Source organism: Phaeacidiphilus oryzae TH49 (assembly GCF_000744815.1).
In the GTDB taxonomy this organism is placed as follows: domain Bacteria; phylum Actinomycetota; class Actinomycetes; order Streptomycetales; family Streptomycetaceae; genus Phaeacidiphilus; species Phaeacidiphilus oryzae.
Genome location: NZ_JQMQ01000005.1, coordinates 5,476,904 through 5,496,448 on the forward strand (window position 1 = coordinate 5,476,904; position 19,545 = coordinate 5,496,448).

The 19,545-nt window shown below is 74.3% G+C and carries 17 protein-coding genes; 3 read left to right on the forward strand and 14 right to left on the reverse strand.

Annotation, left to right across the window (positions count from 1 at the left end; translation table 11 throughout):
* The first annotated feature begins 3 nt into the window (after positions 1-3).
* Positions 4-477, forward strand: a complete 474-nt coding sequence (locus tag BS73_RS28120; protein WP_037577161.1) for an RDD family protein — start codon at positions 4-6, stop codon at positions 475-477.
* A 263-nt stretch (positions 478-740) separates the two neighbouring features.
* Here the strand turns inward: BS73_RS28120 and BS73_RS28125 are convergent, their stop codons facing one another.
* From BS73_RS28125 to BS73_RS38425, 8 genes are all read right to left on the reverse strand, one after another.
* Positions 741-1,436, reverse strand: coding sequence for a DUF4191 domain-containing protein (locus BS73_RS28125; protein ID WP_037577162.1), 696 nt, complete (start codon positions 1,434-1,436; stop codon positions 741-743).
* Between the two features lie 48 nt (positions 1,437-1,484).
* The gene (locus tag BS73_RS38935) at positions 1,485-1,760 is read right to left on the reverse strand and encodes a hypothetical protein (protein ID WP_037577164.1); all 276 of its coding nucleotides are present in this window, start codon (positions 1,758-1,760) and stop codon (positions 1,485-1,487) included.
* A 174-nt stretch (positions 1,761-1,934) separates the two neighbouring features.
* A complete protein-coding gene (gene lipA, locus BS73_RS28135; RefSeq protein ID WP_037577166.1) occupies positions 1,935-2,888 on the reverse strand; it encodes a lipoyl synthase in 954 nt (317 codons plus the stop codon).
* A gap of 107 nt (positions 2,889-2,995) precedes the next feature.
* On the reverse strand, positions 2,996-3,826 hold the full coding sequence (gene lipB / locus BS73_RS28140) for a lipoyl(octanoyl) transferase LipB (protein WP_037577168.1): 831 nt from the start codon (positions 3,824-3,826) through the stop codon (positions 2,996-2,998).
* 207 nt (positions 3,827-4,033) lie between these two features.
* Complete coding sequence (locus BS73_RS28145) at positions 4,034-5,968, reverse strand: helix-turn-helix domain-containing protein (protein WP_051941575.1); 1,935 nt, start codon at positions 5,966-5,968, stop codon at positions 4,034-4,036.
* A gap of 183 nt (positions 5,969-6,151) precedes the next feature.
* Positions 6,152-7,570, reverse strand: a complete 1,419-nt coding sequence (locus BS73_RS28150) for an MFS transporter (RefSeq protein WP_037577170.1) — start codon at positions 7,568-7,570, stop codon at positions 6,152-6,154.
* 196 nt (positions 7,571-7,766) lie between these two features.
* On the reverse strand, positions 7,767-8,576 hold the full coding sequence (locus tag BS73_RS28155; protein WP_037577171.1) for a 3-hydroxybutyrate dehydrogenase: 810 nt from the start codon (positions 8,574-8,576) through the stop codon (positions 7,767-7,769).
* Positions 8,577-9,097: 521 nt separating this feature from the next.
* A complete protein-coding gene (locus tag BS73_RS38425) occupies positions 9,098-9,337 on the reverse strand; it encodes a hypothetical protein (RefSeq protein WP_161789714.1) in 240 nt (79 codons plus the stop codon).
* Between BS73_RS38425 and BS73_RS28160 the strand changes: the two genes are divergently transcribed.
* Positions 9,315-10,943 carry a hypothetical protein gene (locus BS73_RS28160; protein WP_037581469.1) on the forward strand — a complete coding sequence of 543 codons (1,629 nt, stop codon included), beginning with the start codon at positions 9,315-9,317 and terminating at the stop codon, positions 10,941-10,943. The two genes, BS73_RS38425 and BS73_RS28160, sit on opposite strands and share 23 nt — an antisense overlap.
* A 37-nt stretch (positions 10,944-10,980) precedes the next feature.
* On the opposite strand, the gene BS73_RS28165 is transcribed toward BS73_RS28160, so the two are convergent.
* The 5 genes from BS73_RS28165 to BS73_RS28185 all read right to left on the reverse strand — a co-directional run bounded on the left by BS73_RS28165 (position 10,981) and on the right by BS73_RS28185 (position 18,091).
* Positions 10,981-12,219 carry an FAD-dependent oxidoreductase gene (locus BS73_RS28165; protein ID WP_037581472.1) on the reverse strand — a complete coding sequence of 413 codons (1,239 nt, stop codon included), beginning with the start codon at positions 12,217-12,219 and terminating at the stop codon, positions 10,981-10,983.
* A gap of 389 nt (positions 12,220-12,608) precedes the next feature.
* Positions 12,609-13,520, reverse strand: a complete 912-nt coding sequence (locus tag BS73_RS28170) for a TIGR01777 family oxidoreductase (RefSeq protein WP_037577173.1) — start codon at positions 13,518-13,520, stop codon at positions 12,609-12,611.
* 49 nt (positions 13,521-13,569) lie between these two features.
* Positions 13,570-14,559 (reverse strand): ABC transporter substrate-binding protein, encoded by a 990-nt coding sequence (locus tag BS73_RS28175; protein WP_235215741.1) that lies wholly within the window; start codon positions 14,557-14,559, stop codon positions 13,570-13,572.
* Positions 14,556-16,664: an ABC transporter permease gene (locus tag BS73_RS28180; protein ID WP_235215742.1), complete on the reverse strand. Its 2,109-nt coding sequence runs from the start codon at positions 16,662-16,664 to the stop codon at positions 14,556-14,558. Before BS73_RS28180 ends, BS73_RS28175 begins: the two co-directional genes overlap by 4 nt.
* Before the next feature lie 371 nt (positions 16,665-17,035).
* Positions 17,036-18,091, reverse strand: a complete 1,056-nt coding sequence (locus BS73_RS28185; RefSeq protein WP_407675071.1) for a quaternary amine ABC transporter ATP-binding protein — start codon at positions 18,089-18,091, stop codon at positions 17,036-17,038.
* 182 nt (positions 18,092-18,273) lie between these two features.
* On the opposite strand from BS73_RS28185, the gene BS73_RS28190 reads away from it, so the two are divergent.
* A complete protein-coding gene (locus BS73_RS28190; RefSeq protein WP_037577178.1) occupies positions 18,274-18,783 on the forward strand; it encodes a GNAT family N-acetyltransferase in 510 nt (169 codons plus the stop codon).
* Positions 18,784-18,802: 19 nt separating this feature from the next.
* On the opposite strand, the gene BS73_RS28195 is transcribed toward BS73_RS28190, so the two are convergent.
* A complete protein-coding gene (locus BS73_RS28195; RefSeq protein ID WP_037577180.1) occupies positions 18,803-19,333 on the reverse strand; it encodes a DUF4240 domain-containing protein in 531 nt (176 codons plus the stop codon).
* Positions 19,334-19,545: the final 212 nt, after the last annotated feature.

Sequence of the window (19,545 nt, forward strand, 5' to 3'; positions counted from 1 at the left end):
CGGGTGGACGACAGCAGGAAAGCCCTCGGCGGCTGGATCAACGGCCCGGGCTACACCGGGAACGACGCGGCCGACGCCGAGTTCGGATACCGCGGCAAGCGGCTGGGCCTCCCCGAGGAGGGCAGCGGCTCCCTCGCCGGCACCGGCCGGCGGGTGGTCGCGCTGCTCATCGACTGGTGGCTGTGCGCGCTCATCTCCTACGGGCTGGTCGCCCGCGGCGACCTCCAGGTGGCCAACCTCTGGGCGATGCTCATCTTCTTCGTGATGAGCCTGCTGATGCTCGGCACGGTGGGCTGCACGCCGGGGAAGCGGCTGCTGGGGCTGCGGGTCGTGCGCGTCCAGGGGGGCAGGGCGACGCCGGCGCAGGTCGCTCTCCGGACCTTCCTGCTGATGCTGGCCATCCCCGCGCTGGTCTGGGACCGGGACGGGCGGGGCCTCCACGACAAGGCGGTCGGCACGGCCGAGGTCCGCTTCTAGGCCCGTAGGGCCGCCCCGGAGAGCCCGAAGGGCGAATCAAGGGGCGCGGGGAACCGCACGGCCGGCCGACTACGGCTCCGCACTCGGCAACGGCCACCGGGTTGCCACCCGAAGCCCGCTGCCGAGTGCGGCAGTCCGCGGCACGCACCGCGGCGCCGGCCGTGCGGTTCCCCGCGCCCCTTGATTCGCCCTTCGGGCTCTCCGGAGCGGAAAACACGAGGCCCCGGGCGTCGCCCGGGGCCTCGCTGGTGTCGACTCGCGCGTCAGCGCATCTTGCCGCCGCCCTTGGGGAGGCGGGCGCCCTTCGGCAGCGGGCCCTTCGGGATCGGCGCGTTCGAGAGGAGGTCGCCGATCGCCCGCAGGCGGTCGTTGACCACGGTGACCTGGGCCGGGGCGACCGTCCGCGGCAGCTTGGTCATGTGCATCTGCAGCTTCCGCAGCGGGACCTGGCCCTCGCCGTCGCCGACCAGCACCTCGGTGACCGGCACGTCGCCGACCATCCGGTTGATCTTCCGCTTCTCGGAGCTCATCAGCGGCCGCAGCCGGTTGACGTTGCCCTCGCCGACCAGCACCACGCCGGCCCGGCCGACGGCCCGGTGCACCACGTCCTGGTTCCGGGTGGCGGCGACCACCGGGGTCACCGTCCAGCCGCGCTTCAGGTTGTTGAGCACGGCCGCCGCGGCCCCCGGCTGGCCGTCCATCTGGCCGAACGCGGCCTTCTCCGCCCGCCGCCCGAAGACGATCACCGCGGCCAGCAGGCCGAGGATCAGGCCCAGGATCCCGAGGTAGATCGGATGGCCGATGGCGAAGCCGACGGCGAGCAGTACTACGAGAACGCCGATCCAGATCCCGGCCAGAATCAGCCCGATCTTGGGGTCGACCTTCTTGGTCATGGTGTACGCCTGGCGGATCTGCTTAAGCCGCCCGGCGTTCTCGTCTGGGGTGTCCTGCCTCGCCATGACGCTCATCGTACGGGGCCGCGAGGGCCGGGCCCAACCAAGGGTGCGTCAGCGCGTCACCACGAGCCGCGGTGACCGCCGCTCGGGGCCTCGCTCGGCCCACCGCACGGCGGGCTCCTCGAAGCCGGCCCCGGTCTCGGCGTCGGACTCGAAGGGGTCCTGCCGGTCCAGCGCGAGGCGACGGTTCTCGCACACCGCGTCCCAGGCGTTGCGGCGGGCGGTCTGCTGCCCGCCGGCGAGCAGCACCGCCTCGGCCCGGCGCAGCGCGCCGGCCGCGAAGCCGGCGATCCCGGCGGTGTCCCGGAGGTTGCTCAGCACTGGCATGACGGACTCCCCTTCCTCTGCGCGCCTGAACTGTCCCCATCGTCCTCGGACGGTGTTACCCCGCGGTGACCGCTCCGTCAAACTCACATGAAGACAAACCGCCAGGTGGCGGCGGATCTTGACATTCCGTCAGCTCCGCGGCCACCCGCTCGGCGACCCGTCGCGGCCTCCCGCTCAGGCGGCGTTCTCCGCCCGGCGCTCCAGGGCCTGCCGGTACAGCCGGCCGGCCCGGTACGAGGAGCGCACCAGCGGCCCGGACATCACCCCGGCGAAGCCGATCTCCTCGGCCTCCTCCTGGAGCTCCACGAACTCCTGCGGCTTGACCCAGCGCTCCACCGGGTGGTGCCGGACGGACGGCCGCAGGTACTGGGTGATGGTGATCAGCTCGCAGCCGGCCCCGTGGAGGTCCGCCAGGGCCTGGCTGACCTCCTCGCGGGTCTCGCCCATGCCCAGGATCAGGTTGGACTTGGTCACCAGGCCGGCCTCCCGGGCCCTGGTGATGACCTCCAGGGACCGCTCGTAGCGGAAGGCGGGGCGGATCCGCTTGAAGATCCGCGGCACGGTCTCCACGTTGTGCGCCAGCACCTGCGGGCGGGAGGAGAAGACCTCGGCCAGCTGCTCGGGCACCGCGTTGAAGTCGGGGATCAGCAGCTCGACGCCGGTCCGGCCGCCCTGCCGGTCGGCCGTCATGGCGTGGATCCGGCGGACGGTCTCGGCGTACAGCCAGGCGCCGCCGTCCTCCAGGTCGTCGCGGGCGACGCCGGTGATGGTCGCGTAGTTGAGGTCCATGGTCTGCACGGACTCGGCGACCCGGCGCGGCTCGTCCCGGTCGAACTCGGCGGGCTTGCCGGTGTCGATCTGGCAGAAGTCGCAGCGGCGGGTGCACTGGTCACCGCCGATGAGGAAGGTCGCCTCGCGGTCCTCCCAGCATTCGAAGATGTTGGGACAGCCGGCCTCCTGGCAGACCGTGTGCAGGCCCTCGCGCTTCACCAGGGCCTGGAGCCCGGTGTACTCGGGGCCCATCTTCGCCCGGGTCTTGATCCACTCCGGCTTCCGCTCGATCGGGGTCTCGCTGTTGCGGACCTCCAGACGCAGCAGCTTGCGGCCGTCCGGTGCGACAGCGGACACGTGCAGCTCCTTGTGAGAGAGGGTGTGAGAGGGGTCGTCCTGAGTCCTCTCGGCTCTTCCGCCAGGGTACGCGGAGGGGCCGACAGCCCCGGACTCCGTGGGGCGGCCTAGGCGCGGGTGGGCGCGGCCGCGTGGGGGGCCGTCGCGCGGGGGGCCGGCTCCGGCAGCTCGGCGAAGACCTCGGCGAAGTGCCGCTCGACCACCGGCAGCGCCTCGGTCACCGGGACGTCCCGGCCCAGTTCGGTGCTGAGCGAGCCGACGCCGGCGTCCCGGATGCCGCAGGGCACGATCCGGTCGAACCAGGTCATGTCCGGGTCGCAGTTGAGGGCGAAGCCGTGCATGGTCACCCCGCGGGCGACGCGGACGCCGATCGCGGTGATCTTGCGGTCGTCGCCGCGCTGACCGGCGTTGGAGGGGGCGTACTCCGGGCCGGCCAGCCGCGGGTCGATGCCCATCTTGACGCCCATCCGCAGGGTGAGGCCGCCGATGTCGACCTGCTGCGCGGGGTCCGGCTTCGCGCCGGGGATCGCGGCGCCCAGCACCCAGACGCCGGTGCGGCCCTCGATCCGGGTGCTCTCGACGCCGAACTCGGCCAGCGTCCGGATGCTGACCTCCTCGAGGCGGCGGACGTACGCCACCACGTCGACCGGGTCGGGCAGCTTGACGATGGGGTAGCCGACCAGCTGGCCGGGTCCGTGCCAGGTGATCTCGCCGCCGCGGTTGGTCTCCACGACCGGGGTGCCGTCCAGCGGGCGGTCCTCGGGGCGGGTGCGCTTGCCCGCGGTGTAGACGGGGGAGTGCTCCAGCAGCAGCACGGTGTCCGGGATCTCGTCGGCCACCCGCTGGGCGTGCAGCCGCTGCTGCTCGGCGAGGGCCTCCTCGTAGGAGACGGTCCGCTCGCCGATGCCGAGATGCACGAACCGCAACCGACCACTCATCGAAGCCACTCCTCGCGTCCCGCGGATTCTGCTGCGCAGCAGCAACTGTACGGCGGAGCGGCGAGGGCGAGGCCCTTGGGGAGGTGCGTGATCGATCACACGTCGGACGCGGTCGCGACGGCGGCGCCGAAGGGGTGCTTCAGCGGCGCCGGGATCGGCGCGGGGGCAGGTGCGGCCCTGAAGCGGCCCTGACGGCGCCCTGCGGGCTCATCCGGGGGTGTTCGGTGCCAACGCGCGCAGCCGCAGGGCGAGTTGGAGTTCGAGGGCCCTGGCGGGGGAGTTCCAGTCCTCGCCGAGGAGGGAGGCGATGCGGTCGAGGCGCTGCACGACGGTGTTCACATGGACGTGGAGCTCGTCCTTGGCCCGGACCAGGCTCGTCCCGCACTCGAAGTACGCCTCCAGCGTCCGGACCAGCTCCGTGCCCCGCCGCTCGTCGTAGTCCAGCAGCGGCCCCAGCGCCGAGCGCACGAAGCCGGCCGCCCTGGCCGGGCTCTGCCCGTCGCCCAGCAGCACGCCGAGGAAGCCCAGCTCCCCGGCGCACGCGCCGTCTCCCGCGCGCCCCAGCGCCTCCAGCGCGCCCGCGCAGCGCGCGGCCTCCTCGTACGCCGCCGCCAGCGCCGCCGGGCCGGAGGCAGGTTCGGCCGCCGCACCGACCGTGACCGGCGCCCCGGCCTGCGCGGCCAGCCGCTCGGCCGCCCGCCGGGCCGCCTCGCCGGGGGCGACCCCGCGCTCCGGCGGGAGGAGCAGCACCACGTCGCCGCCGTGCCGGGCGCTGATCCCGCCCCGCCGGCCGAAGAGGTACTGGACCGCGGCGGCGGCCAGACCGGCCCGCGCCTCGTCGGGGCAGCGCGCGGCCAGCACCAGCTGCGGCCGCTCCAGCTCGACGCCGAGCCGCCGGGCCCGCTCGACCAGCCCGGCCGGGTCCCGGCCCGGATCGGTCAGCAGGTCGGAGAGCAGCTCCCCGCGGACCCTGTTCTCGGCCTCCGCGACCGAGCGGCGGACCAGGAGGAGCAGGCCGGTGACCATCCCGGCCCGCTCGAAGAGCCGCCGGTCCGCGCCGGCCAGCTCCGGCCGGCCGCGCAGCGCCAGCGAGCCGAGCAGCTCCTGCCCGGCCGTCACCGCGCAGACCCAGCCGCCCCCGCAGGGCACGGACCGGCCGGCCCGCCGCGACTCGGCGACCGCCGCGGCCACCGCGGCCGGGTCCCAGCCTGCCGCCGAGCCGACCGCCGAGCCGGCGTTCCCGCACCGGGCCAGCGTCCGCCCCTCCGGGCCGTGGACGGAGATCGGGCCGCCCAGCAGCCCGGCCACCGCCGCCGCCAGCTCGGGCAGCTCGCCGCCGCCCAGCACCAGGTCGGTCAGCCGGTCGTGGGACTCCTCGGCCCGCTGGACGTCGGCGGCGTGCTCGCGGATCACCCCGTGCGCCTCGGCCAGCTCGGCGTAGGCGGCCCGGGTGGCCTCGGCGACCCGGGCCGAGTCGATGGCGATCGCGGCGTGCGCGGCCAGCGAGTTGAGCAGCGCCACCTCGTCCGGCGAGAAGTGCCGGGGGCTGCGGTCGGCCGCGAAGAGGACGCCGATCACCTGTCCGGAACCGGAGCTCGCGCCGAGGAGCAGCGGCACGCCGAGGATCGCGATCAGCCCCTCGTCCAGCACCCCGGCGTCGATCAGCCGGGTGTGGTGGAAGCGGGCGTCGTGCCGGTAGTCCCGGGTGGCGTACGGGCGGGCGGTCTGCGCGACCAGCCCGCCGAGCCCCTCGCCGAGGTTGAGGTGGAGGGTCTGGAAGAGCGCGGAGACCGAGCCGTCGGTCACCCGCATATAGGTGTCCCCGGCCTCCTCGTCCGGCATCGTGAGATACGCGGTGTCGGTGCCGAGGAGCGCCCGGGCGCGGCGGACGATGGCCTTGAGGACGGCGTCCAGGTCGCGCTGGGCGGCGAGGTCCCCCGCGGTCTCGAAGAGGGCGGTCAGCTCGGCCTCCCGCCGCCGGTGCTGGCGGAGGGTGCGGTGGACGGCGAGGGCGAGCCGGCCGGCCTCGTCGATCCGTCCGGCGCCCGCCGGCCCGGCGGAGGCCTCGGCGGCCGCCCTGGCCTCGGCCACGGCCGCGGCCAGGTCCTCCGCGGGCGCCCCGCCCGCCAGCAGCTCCAGCAGCCGGAACGCCCCCTCGGCCGGGGCCCGCCGGCCGCGGGGCCGACGGGGCCGGCATGGCCGGTGCGGCCGGCGGGAGCGCGCGGTCGGGCGGCGGCGCCGTGCCGACGCGCGCCGGCGCGGAGCGGGCCGGCACCGCACGGCGCGCGCCCGCCGCGGCGGCCGGGTGGGGGGCGTCACGGTTCATCAAGCGGTCATGCTGTCAGCCGACGACCGGCTGGGGGAAGGGTCGGTGATGTCCTGGGCGTCCGGGAGCTCGGCCAGGTCGACCTCGCGGGTCTCCCGGGCGAACAGCATGGCGATCACCGTCAGCACCGCCGAGAGGCAGACGTAGAGGGCGATCGGCGTCGCGCTGCCGTAGCCCTCCAGCAGCGCCACCGCGATCAGCGGGGCCGGGGCGCCGGCCGCCACCGAGGCGAACTGGGCGCCGATCGACGAGCCCGAGTACCGCACCCGGGTCCCGAACAGCTCGGAGAAGAAGGCCGCCTGCGGGGCGTACATCGCGCTGTGGAAGACCAGGCCGACGGTCACCGCCAGGACGAGCAGAGGGAAGGACTTCACGTCCAGCAGCCCGAAGAAGGCCCAGGCCCAGATGCCGGTGCAGACCGCGCCGACCAGGTAGACCGGCTTGCGGCCGACCCGGTCGGAGAGCGCGCCGAAGAGCGGGATCAGGCAGAACTGCACGGCGGAGCCGATCAGCACCGCGTTCAGCGCGGTCTGCTTGGCCAGGCCGAGGTGGTCGACGCAGTAGGTCAGGGTGAAGGCGGTGATCACGTAGTAGGAGATGTTCTCCGCCATCCGCGCGCCCATCGCGACCAGCAGGTCGCGCCACTGCCCGCGGACCACGGTGAGGAGCGGCGAGCGCTCGGCGGCGGCCCGTCCGGCGGCCTTCCGCTCCGCCTGCCGGGCCTCGGCGCGGGCCTGCGCCTCGCGGAACATCGGGGTCTCCTCGACGGAGAGCCGGATCCACAGCCCGATGCCCAGCAGCACCGCGGAGACCAGGAAGGGGATCCGCCAGCCCCAGGCGGCGAAGGCGGAGTCCGACTGGACCGAGGTCATCAGCGAGAGCATGCCGACCGCGAGGAGGTTGCCCGCCGGGGCGCCGCCCTGCGGCCAGGAGGCCCAGAAGCCGCGCCGCTTCGGGTCCCCGTACTCGGAGACCAGCAGCACCGCACCGCCCCACTCGCCGCCCAGTGCGAAGCCCTGGACCAGCCGGAGGACGGTCAGCAGGATCGGCGCGGCCACACCGATCGTCGCGTACCCGGGCACACAGCCGATCAGTGCGGACGAGGCGCCCATCATCACCAGGCTGAGCACCAGCAGCTTCTTGCGGCCGAGCCGGTCGCCGAAGTGGCCGAAGACCAGGGCGCCGATCGGGCGGGCGGCGAAACCGATGGCGTAGGTGAGGAAGGAGAGGAGGGTGCCGGTCAGCGGGTCGCTGTCGGGGAAGAAGGTCTTGCCGAAGACCAGTGCGGCGGCCGAGCCGTAGAGGAAGTAGTCGTACCACTCGATGGTGGTGCCGATCAGGCTCGCTGCGACCACGCGGGCGAGCGAGGCGTCGCCGGATCTGCTGTCCGGCGGGGTGGCTGCGGATGTCGCTGACATGACGTCACTGTCCTTGTCGGGTGGTCGGGTGGTCGGGTGGTCGGGTTGTGGGTTGGTCGGTTGAGCGGTTGGTCGGTTGAGCGGGTGGTCGGGTGATCAGGTGGTATGGCTGTCTGATGGTCGTGCTGTCGGATGGTCTGCTTGTCGGGCTCCGGGCTCCGGGTTTCTGGTTCCGCCCTCCGTGGGCGCGGGGTGCTCAGCCCGCCGTCCAGCCGCCGTCCAGGGGGAGTGAGACGCCGGTGAGGTGGGCGGAGGCCGGTCCGCAGAGCCACACGGCGGCCTCGGCCACCTCCTCCGGCTCGATCAGCCGCTTGACCGCGGTGCGCTGGAGGAGGATCCGCGGCGCGACCTCGTCCCGCGGGATGCCGTGCACCTCGGCCTGCTCGTCGAGCTGTGCCTCGACCAGCGGGGTGCGGACATAGCCGGGGTTGACGCAGTTGCTGGTCACCCCGTGCGCCGCCGCCTCCAGCGCGACCACCTTGCTGAGGCCCTCCAGGGCGTGCTTGGCGGTGACGTAGGCGGCCTTGAACGGGCTGGCCCGGAGACCGTGGACGGACGAGATGTTGACGATCCGCCCCCAGCCGCGCTCGTACATGTGCGGCAGCGAGCCGCGGATGATCAGGAACGGTGCCTCCACCATCACCCGCTGGATCAGCGAGAACCGCTCCGGCGGGAAGTCCTGCACCGGCGCGATGTGCTGCAGGCCGGCGCAGTTCACCACGATGTCGTTGTCGGTGGGCAGCCCGGCCACCTCGTCCGGGTCGGAGAGGTCGGCGACGTGCGCGCTGCCGCCGGTGAGCTCGGCGACCTCCTTCGCGCCCTCGGCGGAGCGGTCGACCACCCGCACGGCGGCGCCGGCCGCGGCCAGGGCCAGCGCGCAGGCCCGCCCGATCCCGCTCGCGCCGCCGGTCACCAGCGCGGTGCGGCCGGCCGGCGGCGGAGGCGGTGCGGGCTCGGGGGAGTGGGGGCCGGGGCGGCCGGCCGGGGAGGATGCGGGACTCGTCATGGGCGGACAGGCTAGGAAGCCCCGATCCCGCCGCCCATGTGCGCCGCATACACGGAACGGGCGCCGGGGGTGTGCCGGCCGCCCACAGGCGGGCGGCGACCGGCTGTCGTGCGGCTGTCGTGCGGTTGTCGTGCGGCTGGGGTCCGGCTGTCGGCCACGGTCGTCCGACGACCCCCGGGCCGGCCCCCGGACGATCCGCTCGGATGATCGAACGGCTCGTCACTTTCCCCACGTGGGTACCGAGTCGGGGCCTCGGGTGTCACCCGTTCGGACGATTGCTGAGCGTGATTCGGTCGCGACCGCCGAATGCTCGCTACATTCGCGCCGTTCCTAACAGGGCGTCGCCGCTGTACCGGTCAGGGCCTCAGAGGTGCGTCGGGCGGCGCCTGGAAGGTGTGACGCCTCATGCCCCAGCGGCCAGTAAGCGACCGAACGCCGATCGAAGCCCGCCTCGACCGATCACAGACGGTCGACGGGCGGCTCGGCGTGCCCCGCGGAGGTGAACCGCAGTCCGGCGGCTCTCATCCGCCGGCCGCGGCCTCCCCGCTTCCCGGTCCGGCGGCGGCCTCCGGGGCCGGCGGGTCCCCACCCCGCCCGTCGCCCTCCTCGCCGTCTGGGTCCGGGTCCGCGTCCACCGCCGCGACCACGGCCTCGACCACCGCCACGGCGTCGCCCTCCGGCCCCTCGGCGACCACCGCGGCGGCACCCTCAACGGCGCCGGCCGGCGCGGCGACCGCGGTGTCCGCACCGCCCGCCGTCACCGACCGGCGCCCCGCCGAGCGCGCGCACAACCAGCGGCTGGCCGCGCTGATCGAGGAGGCCGGCTTCTCCCACGCCGGACTGGCCCGCCGGGTCGACCAGCTGGGCATCGAGCACGGCCTCGACCTGAGGTACGACAAGACCTCGGTCACCCGCTGGCTGCGCGGACAGCAGCCGCGGGGTGCGACCCCGGCGCTGATCGCCGAGGTCTTCACCCGGCGCCTCGGCCGCCGGCTCACCGCCCAGGATCTCGGTCTGGACGCCTGCGCCCCGGTCTACGCGGGGCTCGAGTTCGCCGAGACCCCGGCCGAGGCCGTGGACATCGTCAGCAGCATGTGGCGGAAGGACACCGGCGCCCACAGCGAGCTGCGCCGGATCGCCTTCACCCCGGCCGGCCTGGTCGTCCCCAGCCGGGACTGGCTGATCGGCCGCAGCGACGAGCGGGTCGCCCGGGAGACCCCGCAGGACTTCGGCGCCCCGCCGCCCCCGCCCGGAGCTGCCGGCGCGGGCGGCGGCGCCGTGAGCGCCCCGCGGGTCGGTCTGGCCGGCGGGGTGCGCGCCGCGGGCGGGGGCGCGCTGCGTCCTCCGGGCGCCGGAATCCCGTCCCAGGGGCGTCGTGCGGGCGGCCCGGGGGCGGTGCTGGGCGAGACGGTGACGGCCGCGCCTGTGCCGGCGGTCGCCGGCATCCCGCGCGGGCTGCAGCGGGTCGGCCGCGGCGACGTCTCGGCGGTGCGCGCGGTCGGCGACCTCTTCCGGGCGCTGGACAACGCGTACGGCGGCGGGCACGCCCGGCAGGCGCTCATCCGCTATCTGGAGAGCGAGGCCGAGCCGATGCTCCGGGGCCGCTACGGCGAGGCGATCGGCCGCTCACTCTTCGGCGCGGTCGCCGACCTCACCCGGCTGGCCGGCTGGACCTCGTACGACATCGGCGCCCACGGGCTGGCCCAGCGCTACTTCGTCCAGTCGCTGCGGCTCGCGCAGGCCGCCAACGACCGTCTCTACGGCGGGTATGTGCTGATCACCATGAGCCGGCAGGCGGTCTACCTCGGCCACGGCCGGGAGGCCGTCCAGCTGGCCCGGGTCGCCCAGCAGGGCGTCGGCACCACGGCGCCGGCGCCGGTGCAGGCGCTGCTCCACGCGGCCGAGGCGCGCGGGCACAGCGTGCTGGGGGACGCCCGCTCCTGTACGACCGCGCTGGTACGGGCCGAGCGGACGCTGCAGTCGGCCCGGCCGGGGGACGAACTGCCGGGCTGGGCCCGGTTCTTCGACGAGGCCCAGCTGGCGGACGAGTTCGCCCACTGCTACCGCGATCTGCAGCAGTGGCGCTCGGCGGCGCAGCACGCGGAGCGCTCGCTGCGGCTCCGCCAGCCGGGCTACGCGCGGAGCAAGGTCTTCTGCCGGATCGTGCTGGCGACGGCCCGGCTGGGGATGGGCGAGGTCGACGAGGCGTGCGCGTCGGCGATGGAGGCGCTGCGGGTCGCCACCGAGATGCGCTCCACCCGCACCATCGAGTACCTCCGCGACTACGCCCGCCGGCTGGCCCCCTACCGGGGCAACACCGCTGCGCGGTCCTTCGAGGAGGCGGCGCATGCGGCGGGGGTGATCTAGCGGCGGGGGTGGTCCAGCGGCCGCGGGGGCCCGGGGGTCAGGCCGCCTCCGTTGCGGGGAAGCCCAGGTCGCGGCGGACCGCCGCGGCCGCGCGGAGGGCTGAGTCCAGCGCGCCCGCGACCGTACCGGAGTCGCGGTGCGCGCCGCACGCGTAGAGGCCGCTCAGCAGGCGGACCGGGCGGCCGAAGTGGTGCGGCGGGGTCATCACCGCTACGGCCTCCGGGACCTGGCGCAGCGTCAGGAACTCCCAGCCGGAGGCGGCGCGCCCGTACATCGCCGCCAGCCGCCGCCGCACGGCCGGCTCCAGCTCGGCGCCGGCCTCGCCCAGCACGGTGGTCGCCACCAGCGCCCGCCCGTCCCGTGCGTACCGCGCCGAGACATCGCTCAGCACCAGGGAGTGCGCCACCGGCGAGGACGCCTCCCCGTCCAGCACCAGCAGCGGCTCGCCGCCCAGCGGTGAGGCCGGTGCCGCGTGGTAGTACGTCGTCACCGGGCGGAACGCCGGCTCGTGGAGGCCCGGCAGCAGCCGCACCGCGTCCCGCGCGCCGGTGGCCACCACCACCGCCCGGCAGGCGATCCGGCCGTGCCGCTCGGTCTCCACGCCGTCCGCGGCCACCGCGGTCACCCGCACGCCGGTGCGGACCGCGCCCGGCGGCAGATCCTCGGCCAACTGCTCGGGTATCGCGGCGAGTCCGCGGCTGGGGAGGCAGAGGGCGCCCCGCGCGTAGCGCCGCAGCGCGAGGTCGGCGCTGCGGCTGCTGCCGGCCAGGGCAGGGTCGGAGAGCAGCGCGACCAGCAGCGGTCGCAGGAATCCGTCCACCGTGCGGTCCGGCAGCCCGCGTCCGGCCAGCGCGGACGCGGCGCTGGTCTCCGGACGGGCGAGCAGCCGCTCCACCGGGGTGGCGGCGAGCCGCGCCAGCTGCGCGCTCAGCCGGGCCTTGTCCAGCGGGCCGCCGATCGGTGTGCGGGCGGCGCCGAGCGCCTCCCGCGGGCGCAGCTGCCGTCCGACCCGGTAGCGCCGCCCGTCGGCGGCGACCAGTACCCCCGGCGCGAAGGGCCGGAGTTCCAGCGGGGCGAGCCGCACCGGCGGGCCGAGTTCCGGCAGCGAGCCGTCGACCAGCAGGGCGCCGTTCTCCAGCCGGAAGCCGTCGACTTCGGGCGCGGCCATCCGGCCGCCGATCCGCCGGCTCGCCTCCAGCACGTCGACGACCAGTCCGGCGTGTGCCAGCTGGCGTGCGGCGGCCAGTCCGGCGGCGCCGGCGCCGACCACCACCACGTCGGGGTGCGGCCGGTGCCTGCGGGCGTGGTGCGGCTCCGGGGTCCGTGGCTCGGGGGTCCGCGGCTCGTGCCGGTGCGGCTCGTGCTGGTACGGCTCGTGCTGGTACGGCTCGTGCGTGCGCGTTGCGGGCACGGGTCTCCCTCCCTCGACCCGGCGCGTTCCGTCCCCGCACCGGGGAGTTCCCGTTCACGCCCTACGAAAGGGCTCTCTGAGCCTCTCTGATGCCCGGTCGGTGCGGCGGTCAGACAACCGATTGGGGATGCGATTCGTGGGTGATGACACTCTGTTCGGCCCGGAGTCCGTTCGGGGCGCGGCTGACTGCATGGGGTAGTGACTTCAGGTCCATGCGCCCATCACATGCGCTCGTGCGCCCATGCTGCGCCCGGTCAGCGGCCGAGCGCCGCCCGGATCGCCGACTCCGGCGAGGTGTCCGCGAAGCGGAATCCCGCTTCGGCGAGCCGCCGCGGCAGCACCCGGTGCGAGCCGATCACCTCGACCGCCATCTCACCCAGCGCCAGCTTCAGGGCCGGCCCCGGCACGGCGAAGAGGGTCGGCCGCCCCAGCACCCGGCCCAGCGCCTTGGTCAGCTCGCCGTTGGTCACCGGCGCGGGGCCGGTGAGATTCACCGGGCCCTCCATCGCCTCGTTCTCGACCAGGAAGCGCAGCGCCGCGATCTCGTCCCGCAGCGAGATCCACGACCAGTACTGCCGCCCGTCGCCCAGCCTCCCGCCCAGACCCGCCTTGAAGAGCGGGAAGAGCCGGCCGAACGCGCCCCCGCGCTCGGACACCACGAGTCCGGTACGCGGGTGCACCACCCGCACCCCGACCTCCGCGGCGGGGGCCGCGGACTCCTCCCACTCCACGCACACCCGGGCCAGGAAGTCCCGTCCGGGCGGCGAGAGTTCGTCGATCTCCCGGTCACCGGTCTGGCCGTACCAGCCGACCGCGGAGGCCGAGACCAGCACCCGCGGCGGGGTCTCCAGCTGCGCGCAGGCCTCGGCGAGCGCCGAGGTGCCGAGGACCCGGCTGTCCCGGATCTCCCGCTTGTAGGACTCCGTCCAGCGGCGGTCGCCCACGCCGGCACCGGCCAGGTGGACCACCGCCTCGACGCCGGCCAGCCCGGCGGTGTCCACCCACTGGCGGTTCGGGTCCCAGCCCGACTCGGTGCTGCCGTCCGCCCGGGGGCCCGGACGGACCTCCCGGCGGACGAGCCGCACCACCTCGTGCCCGTCCGCGAGGAGGGAGCGGACGAGGGCCGATCCGATCAGCCCACTGGACCCGGTGATCGCGAAGCGCATGCGGCCATCATCGCAGTCCCGCGCCCCGGATCGCGGTAGGGCCTCGCGGCTAACTCGCGCCGGTCCCGGCCAGCCACTGCTGGGCCAGCCGCGGGTTGGCGTCGAGGAACTTCTTCGCCGCCGCGTCGTCGGACATCTTGTCCACCGCGATCCACTTGGCCACGGTGTTCTGGTCGGCGTTGGTCCACTGGAAGTTCTTGATCAGCTTGTAGGCAGGCCCGCCGGCCGAGGCGAACTTGCTCGACACGATCTTGTCCAGGTCGTACGCCGGGTAGTCGCAGGCGACCTTGGACGGCACGGCGTCGCAACCCGGCGTGTACTTCGGCAGGTTCACCTTCACCAGCGGCACCTCGTTCAGGAACCACTGCGGTGAGTAGAAGTAGGCCAGCAGCGGCTTGTGCTGCGCCTGCGCCGTCCGGAAGGACTCGATCAGCGCGGTCTCGCTGCCGCCCTCGACCACCTTGTAGTCCAGGTGGAGGTTGGTGACCAGGGCGGCGTCGTTGGTGACGTACGAGGGGTCGCCGTCGAGCAGCTGGCCCTTGCCGCCCGACTCCGAGGTGACGAAGAGGTGGGAGTACTTGTCGAGGTTGTGCCAGTCGGTGATGCCGGGATAGGCCTTGGCCATCCACGGCGGCAGGTACCAGCCGATGACGCCCTGGAGGCCGTCCGGGCCCAGCTCCTGAGCGGCGTGCTGGTCGGTGATGAACTGCTTCTTCAGGGCGTCGTGGCCCCAGTTCTCCAGGATCGCGTCCACCTGGCCGGTGGCGAAGCCCTGCCAGGAGACCTGCTCGGTGATGTGCTTGATCTGGACGTCGCAGCCGAGCCTGGTCTTCGCCAGGTACGAGACGACGGCGACGTCGGCCTCGTAGCCGACCCAGGGGTTGTCGGCGAGGTTCACCGTGCCGCAGGCGGCCTTGCCGCTGCCGCTGCCGCCGGCGGCGGTGGTGGACCCCACCTTCGCCCCACTGCAGCCGGCCGCCGCCAGCGCGAGAGCTCCGCCGATGGCCGCGACGGCGACTGCCCGCCCTCTTCGCGCTATCCGCATGCTGTTCCTTTCGTCGTGTCGTCCTGCCTCGGGCCGCTGCCTCGGGGCGTCCTGCCTCGGGGGGCCGCCTGCCTCGGCCCGCGCCCCCGACGTGGCCCCTCGGGCCCGCTGCCGGGGCTCACCCGCGCCCCCGCGCCCGCCGCGCCCTGGGTGATGCGGTCGAGGGTGATGCCCAGCAGGACGACGGCGACGCCCGCTGCCAGCCCCTTGCCGAAGAGGCTGAGCTGGGAGAAGCCCGCGACCACGTCGTAGCCCAGCGCGCCCCCGCCGACCAGGCCGCCGACCACCACCATCGACAGCACGTAGATCAGCCCCTGGTTGACCGCAAGGGCGACGGTCCGCAGCGACATCGGCAGCTGCACCTTGGTGACGATCTGCCAGGGGCTGGAGCCGGAGGACAGCGCCGCCTCCACCGTCTCCGCCGGGACTCCCCGCACCCCGTCCGCAATGATCTTGATGGCCACCGGCGCCGCGTACAGCACCGCCGCGATCACCCCGGTGAACCGAGTCGCCGCGAACAGCGCGATGAACGGCACCAGGTAGACGAACGGCGGCATCACCTGCGCCGCGTCCAGCACCGGGCGCAGTACCCGGTCGGTGCGCCGGCTGCGGCCCATCCAGACCCCGAAGACGAGTCCCAGGACCACCACCGCCACCGTGGCCAGCAGCGTCGCCGCCAAAGTGTCCATCGCGTCCTGCCAGACCCCGCTGCCGATGATCAGGCCCAGGCAGACCACCGAGGTCACCGCCGCCCAGGCGCCGCCCACCAGCAGTGCGATGGCCGCGACGGCGCAGCAGGTCAGCCACCACGGCGAGTCGTCGAGCAGCGACTGCAGCGGGTCGATCCCGGCCGCGCTGACGAAGTCCTTGACCGCCCCGGTCGCTCCGGAGAGGTTGCCCTGCACCCAGCCCGTCACCGAGTCGGCGGCGTGGACGATCGGTGTGCCGAGGTCCACCCCGCCGGGGAACCGGGCCAGCTCCAGATAGGTGTACGAGAGGTAGACGCAGACGAGGGTGGCCACCGCCCCCGCGCCGACCAGTGCCCGCCGCGCGATCCGCGTACGCGCCCAGGCCGGTCCCCTCGCGGGGCCGCCGGCCCCCTCGCCCCGGGCCGCCCCCGCCCGCACGCTCGCCGCTGTGGTCACCCGGTCCAGCACCACCGCGAGCACCACGATCGCCAGGCCCGCGTTGAACGCCGTTCCGACGTCCAGCGACTCCAGAGCCTGGACCACTGTCTGCCCCAGCCCTGGCGCGGCGACCAGTGCCGCGATGGTCACCATCGAGAGAGCCGCCATGATGGTCTGGTTGACGCCGATCACCACCGTCCGGGCGGCCATCGGCAGCAGCACCTTGCGCAGCACCTGCCAGCGGGTGGAGCCCAGCGACTCGGCCGCCTCCCGGGTCTCCACCGGCACCGAGCGGATGCCGTGCGCGGTCAGCCGGATCACCGGCGGCATCGCGTAGATCAGGGTGGCGATCGTCCCGGTGGCCGGTCCGATCAGGAAGAACAGGGTGAGTGGGGCCAGGTAGACGAAGGTCGGCATGGTCTGCATGAAGTCGAGCACCGGGGTGACCACCCGCTCGAACCGCCGGTCCAGTCCCGCCCACACTCCCAGCGGGATCCCGACGACCAGGCAGATCAGCACCGACGCCGAGGTCAGTGCCAGGGTGTCCATGGCCGGCTGCCAGAGCCCCTGGAGGCCGATGAGGACCAGCCCGCCGACGCACAGCAGAGCCACCCGCAGGTTCCCCGCCACCCAGGAGACGAAGCCGCCCACCGCGACCACACCGAGCCAGCCCACCAGTGGCAGCGGACGGCCCAGTGCCGGTTGGGAGACCAGCGCCTGGAAGAAGGTCACCAACTGGCCGACGCCGGTCCGGACGCCGTTGAGGAAGTAGACGAAGAACGGGTTGGAGTCGCGGGTGTCGCTGATGCCGCTGTTGAAGTCGTTGATGTCGTTGTGGAGTGAGGTGGTGTCGGCGGTGGCGAGGGAGAGGGTGTCGTGGCCGTGCAGCAGCACGAAGAGCACCAGCCAGAGGAGTACTACGGCGGCCAGGGCGCCCAGTGTGTATCGCCTCCGCCGCTCCCGTCCCGGCACGCCCCGCAGCCACGCGGGCTGCCACGGCGCCGCCTCGGCGGCCCCGCCCGCCGTGGCCGTCACACCGGGTGACGCTGTGCCGCTGGGCGACGCTGGGCCGCTGGGCATTGCGGTGCCGCCGGGTGACGCGGTGCCGCCGGCCGACGCCGAGCCGTCGGGCATTGCGGTGCCGTCGGCCGACGCTGAGCCGCTGGCCGACGCCGAGCCGCCGGGCGACGCGGTGCCGCTGGCCGACGCCGAGCCGCCGGGTGAGGCCGAGCCGCCGGGTGACGCGGTGCCGCTGGCCGACGCCGAGCCGCCGGCCGACGCCGAGCCGCCGGCCGACGCAGTGCCGCCGGCCGACGCCGAGCCGCCGGGCGACGCCGAGCCGCTCACGCCGCCTCGCTCTCGCGTCCGGCGTGGTCGGCTCCGGCCAGCACGGCCAGCATCTCCTCCTCGCCGACCACCCCGAGCAGCTCCCCGCCCGCGGTCACCCGCACCGGCCGCCCGCCGGAGGCCAGCACGGGCCGGACGGCCTCCCGGATCACCGTGTCCGGCCCCAACTCCGGCCCGTCCAACGGGTCTTCGGGGACGGCCGGACGCATGATCCAGCGCAGGGTGAGGACGTCGGCCCGGGAGACGTCCCGGACGAAGTCCCGCACGTACTCGTCGGCTGGCGCGCCCACCAGCTCGTCGCCGGTGCCGATCTGCACCGCCGCGCCGTCCCGCATGATCAGGATCCGGTCACCCAGCTTCAGCGCCTCGGACAGGTCGTGGGTGATGAAGACCATGGTCTTGCCGACCTCCCGGTGCAGCCGGATCACCTCGTTCTGCATGTCCCGGCGGATCAGCGGGTCCAGCGCGGAGAACGGCTCGTCGAAGTAGAGCACCTCGGGGTCCGAGGCCAACGCCCGTGCCAGGCCGACGCGTTGCTGCATCCCCCCGGAGAGCTGATGCGGATACGACTGCTCGTTGCCGGCCAGCCCGACCAGCTCGGTCACCTCCGCGGCCCGGGCCAGCCGCTGCTTCTTCGGCGTCCCCCGCACCTCCAGCCCGTACGCCACGTTCTCCAGCACCCGCCGGTGCGGCAGCAGGCCGAAGTGCTGGAAGACCATGGAGAACCGGGTGCGCCGCAGCTCGCGCAGCGCGCGCTCGTCCTTGCCGAGGACGTCCTCGCCCTGGAAGCGCACCTCGCCGGCGGTCGGCTCGACCAGCCGGGTCAGGCAGCGCACCAGGGTGGACTTCCCGGAGCCGGAGAGGCCCATCACCACGAAGACCTCGCCGGCCGCCACCTCGAAGCCGATCTCCCGGACCGCCGCCACGCACCCGGTCCTGGCCCGCAGACCGGCCTGGTCCAGTGCGCTCAACTCCGGGGTGCGGGGGACCCGTTCGGCCCGCGGGCCGAAGACCTTCCAGAGATTCCGCACCGTGATCACGGGAACCGACACCAGCCGCACCCCTCTGCTCGTACCTGCTTCGCGCCGCCGACGGCTTGATCGCGCTGTTCCGAGGTAGATCGGGGGTTTCCGGTCCGCGTGCCAGGATTGGCCCCAGCCGGGACGACGTCAACAGGGCCGGTGTTCCGATCGCGTGGAGATCGCGTCTCCTCGCGCGGGGTTAGCATCCGCCCATGGACACCACCCCAGCCCCGCCGGCCTCCCTCGCTATCCGCCTCTCCCGCCCGGAGGACGGCCCGGCGTTGGCCGAGCTGGACCGCCGCAGCTGGTCCCCGGTCAGCGACGTCGGCCCCCGCCGGGAAGCCGGCGCGCCCTTCTTCGACGAGGGCCACCGCCCGGAGGACTATCTGGTCGCCGAGGAGGCCGGGGAGCCGGTGGGCTGGATCCGGGTGGTGCCGCCGACGCCGTTGGCCAGCAACGCCCATGTGCGGGCGATCCACGGCCTGGTGGTGGTCCAGCGGGCCCGCCGCGCCGGGATCGGCCGGCGGCTGGTCGAGGCGGCCTGCGCGCATGCGCGCGGCCAGGGAGCGCGCCGGATCACCCTCCACGTTCTCGCCCACAACCTCGCCGCCCGGCGGCTCTACGAGTCCTGCGGCTTCGCCGTCGAGGGCGTCCAGCCCGAGGAGTTCCTGCTGGACGGTCGCTATGTGGACGACGTGCTGATGGGCCGGCGGCTGCTCTGAGCGGCGCCGTGACGCGGTGTCAGGCGTTCGCGTCCCCGCCGTAGCGGTCCCACAGGCGAGGGAAACGTTCCGCCATCAGGGTCGGATTCTCGAAGTCGAAGGCGGTGCCCTCCGGGTCGGCGGGCTCGGCGCCCAGGCCGAGGTCGGGCAGCGGACCACCGGTCAGGGTCTCGTACGCCTCGTCGGCGGCGTAGCCCAACTCCTCGGCGTCGCCGTCCTGCTCCTCGTCGAAGTCGGGGACCAGCTCGGCCAGCTCGTCGGGGTCGGCGAGGGCGCCCTCGAAGACCTCCCGGCCCTGGCCGATCAGCCAGCAGCGGAACCACTCGAAGGCGTCGTCGTCCGCGGCGCCGAGCAGCAGGTGCGCCGCGCCCCACAGGTCCCAGCGGTAGGCGCGGCGGAAGCGCGCGTCGAAGAGGCGCGCGAAGTCGACGACGTCGTCCGGCTCGCACTGGACGAGGCGGTCGACAAGCAGGTCGGCGTGGTCGACGGGGTCCCCCTCGGCGCGGTCCCGGGTCTCGTCGATGATCTGCCAGAAGTCCGTCTCGTACATCACGCGGTCAAGCGTGCAACGTCGGGCGGTCGCGCGCGAGTCAAATCGCTACGGCGGGCAGGTGATTTCCCCGTGGCCCTTCCCGCACCGGCGACGAGGCGGGTGGGTGGTGGGCTGGGAGCCGAAATCCGGCGCCCCGCGAGTTGCGCAGCAACTCAAGGGGCGCGGGGAACTGCGCGCCCAGCCCACCACCCACCCGCAGACGCCGACGG

What these genes read in the sequence shown, in the direction of transcription:
- BS73_RS28125 (WP_037577162.1), bottom strand. Translation starts at nt 1,436, where the DNA reads ATGGCGAGGCAGGACACCCCAGACGAGAACGCCGGGCGGCTTAAGCAG.
- BS73_RS38935 (WP_037577164.1), bottom strand. Translation starts at nt 1,760, where the DNA reads ATGCCAGTGCTGAGCAACCTCCGGGACACCGCCGGGATCGCCGGCTTC.
- lipB (WP_037577168.1), bottom strand. Translation starts at nt 3,826, where the DNA reads ATGAGTGGTCGGTTGCGGTTCGTGCATCTCGGCATCGGCGAGCGGACC.
- BS73_RS28150 (WP_037577170.1), bottom strand. Translation starts at nt 7,570, where the DNA reads ATGTCAGCGACATCCGCAGCCACCCCGCCGGACAGCAGATCCGGCGAC.
- BS73_RS28155 (WP_037577171.1), bottom strand. Translation starts at nt 8,576, where the DNA reads ATGACGAGTCCCGCATCCTCCCCGGCCGGCCGCCCCGGCCCCCACTCC.
- BS73_RS28170 (WP_037577173.1), bottom strand. Translation starts at nt 13,520, where the DNA reads ATGCGCTTCGCGATCACCGGGTCCAGTGGGCTGATCGGATCGGCCCTC.
- BS73_RS28190 (WP_037577178.1), top strand. Translation starts at nt 18,274, where the DNA reads ATGGACACCACCCCAGCCCCGCCGGCCTCCCTCGCTATCCGCCTCTCC.
- BS73_RS28195 (WP_037577180.1), bottom strand. Translation starts at nt 19,333, where the DNA reads ATGTACGAGACGGACTTCTGGCAGATCATCGACGAGACCCGGGACCGC.